Genomic DNA, 2,644 nt, shown 5'->3' on the forward strand with positions numbered 1-2,644 from the left:
ACTGGGTGACCGAGATGCACGTCGACGGCTTCCGCTTCGACCTGCTGTCCGCGCTCACCCGGGTCGACCACGAGATCGACATGGGCTGTCACCTGCTCACCGCGATCGGCCAGGACCCGGTGCTGCGGCACGTGAAGCTCATCGCCGAGCCGTGGGACGCCTCGATGGACGGTTACCGCGTGGGCGACTGCCCCCCGCCGTGGGTCGAGTGGAACGACCAGTACCGCGACGGCATCCGCGACTTCTGGCGTGGGCACTCCTCGGGCATCCGCACCGTCGCCACCCGTCTCGCGGGCTCCTCGGACCTCTACGCCGACGACGGCCGCTCGGCGTACGCCTCGGTCAACTTCGTGACCGCGCACGACGGCTTCACCGTGCGCGACCTGGTGAGCTACGAGCACAAGCACAACGAGGCCAACGGCGAGCGCAACCGCGACGGGACCGACAACAACCGGTCGTGGAACCACGGCGCCGAGGGCGAGACCGACGACGCCGCGATCGTGGCGCTGCGACGCCGGCAGGCGGCCAACCTGATGGTCACGCTGTGCTTGTCCAACGGGGTCCCGATGATCACCGCAGGCGACGAGCGCGGGCGCACCCAGCGCGGCAACAACAACGCCTACTGCCAGGACAACGAGACGTCGTGGATCGACTGGCGGCCCGACGACGCCTGGCTCGACGTGTACGACGTGGTGAAGACAGCGCTGCGGCTGCGCCGCGAGCACCCGGCCCTGCGCCAGCGGCACTGGTTCGAGGGGCGCCCCGCGATCCGGGGCGGGCCCAAGGACCTCGCCTGGCTGCACCCGTCCGGGCGGGAGATGAGCGCCGCCGACTGGCACGACCACCAGCTCGCCACCGTCGGGATGTTCGTCTCCGGCTCACCCCTGCGCTCCCCCGGCCCGCGCGGCGAGCAGCAGGTCGACGCGTCGTTCATGCTGTGGTTCAACTCCGGCGCCGAGCCGGTCTCGGTCGGGCTGCCGGAGAACGACTGGGTGCAGGCCGGTGAGATCGCCCTGACTACCGACCCGGACCTGGTCGTCGGCACCCCGGTGGTGGCGGGCACCGAGCTCACGCTCGGCGCCCGCACCGTGCTGGTGCTGCGGGGCACCTGAGGACGCGTCGCTCGACGACCAGGCCAGCGGTGCTGACGGGGGCGGGGACCCACGGGCGATCACCACCGCGCCACACCCCCACCACTCACCGCCCACCCGCGTCACCGCCCACGGGCGGTGACCTACGGGTCCTCAGGCCATCGCCACGACACCCAGCTCGGCGCTCGAGGTGAGCAGCTCGTTGCTGGGGACGATGCGCACGGTGTAGCCGAAGGCGCCGGAGTGGTCGAGCGTGACCTCGCCGTCGAAGCGGTGCCGGCCACCGTCGTAGGTCTCGGCGAGCGTCAGGGTCTGGATCACCGTGTCGGTCAGCTCGTCCTCGGCGTTGATCTTGCCGTGCACGAGCTGGACCGCGACGTCCTCGGCGCCCAGCGTCCCGAGGGCGACGAAGCTGCGCACGCTCATGACCGCACCGACCTCGGGAGCGTCGCCGACCCCGCTGCTCTCGACGTGCTCGACGCGGACCTCGGGCCACGCGGAGCGGACCTTGTCCTTCCACGCAGCCAGCGTGCGCGCGCCCGCGTAGTCGGAGTTGAGGCGACGCGCGTTGGTCGCGGCCGGGGTGTAGAGCTTCTGCGTGTAGTCGCGGACCATCCGGGTCGCGAGCACCTTGGGGCCGAGCGACTTCAGGGTGTGGCGCAGCATCTCGACCCAGCGGGTCGGCACGCCCTCGGCGTCGACGTCGTAGAAGCGCGGCGCGACCTCGTTCTCCAGCAGCTCGTAGAGCGCGGTCGCCTCGAGGTCGTCACGGCGGTCGGGGTCGTCGAGGCCGTCGGCGGACGGGATCGCCCAGCCGTTCTCGCCGTCGAACCACTCGTCCCACCAACCGTCGAGGATGGACAGGTTGAGCCCGCCGTTGAGGGCGGCCTTCATGCCCGAGGTGCCGCAGGCCTCGTAGGGACGCAGCGGGTTGTTGAGCCACACGTCGCAGCCGGGGTAGAGCGGCTGCGCCATGGCGATGTCGTAGTTGGGCAGGAAGACGATGCGGTGGCGGACCTCCGGGTCGTCGGCGAAGCGCACCATCTCCTGGATCAGCTTCTTGCCGCCGTCGTCGGCGGGGTGCGACTTGCCGGCGATGATCAGCTGGATCGGGCGCTCGGGGTCGAGCAGCAGCCGCTTGAGCCGGGCGGGATCGCGCAGCATCAGCGTCAGCCGCTTGTACGACGGCACGCGGCGTGCGAAGCCGATCGTCAGGACATCCGGGTCGAGGGCGCCGTCGATCCAGGCGAGCTCGGCCTTGGCGGCCCCCCGCTTCTCCCACGAGGCGGCGAGCCGCTTGCGCGCGTCGGTGACCAGGCGCTGGCGCAGCTCGCGCTTGACCGCCCACACCTGGGCGCTGGGCACCTTGTCGACGGCGTTCCAGAATCCCTCGGTGTCGTCGGACTCGGCGTCGGCTCCCTGGGACTCGGCCAGGGCGACGACCTCGCGGGCCACCCAGGTCGGCGCGTGGACGCCGTTGGTGATGGAGCCGATCGGCACCTCGGACTCGTCGAAGGCCGGCCACAGGCCGTTGAACATGCCGCGGCTGACCT

Annotated in this window: 1 protein-coding gene and 1 pseudogene; one reads left to right on the forward strand and one right to left on the reverse strand. The window is 71.3% G+C overall.

Annotation, left to right across the window (positions count from 1 at the left end; all coding sequences use genetic code 11):
- Positions 1–1,112: pseudogene (locus RMN98_RS02990) on the forward strand (glycogen debranching enzyme GlgX); the annotation flags it as partial.
- Between the two features lie 132 nt (positions 1,113–1,244).
- Here RMN98_RS02990 and glgP read toward each other — a convergent pair.
- On the reverse strand, positions 1,245–2,644 hold a 1,400-nt coding region (gene glgP / locus RMN98_RS02995), incomplete at its 5' end, for an alpha-glucan family phosphorylase (RefSeq protein WP_309647319.1).

The sequence above is a fragment of the Nocardioides sp. genome, assembly GCF_031397825.1.
In the GTDB taxonomy this organism is placed as follows: Bacteria; Actinomycetota; Actinomycetes; order Propionibacteriales; family Nocardioidaceae; genus Nocardioides.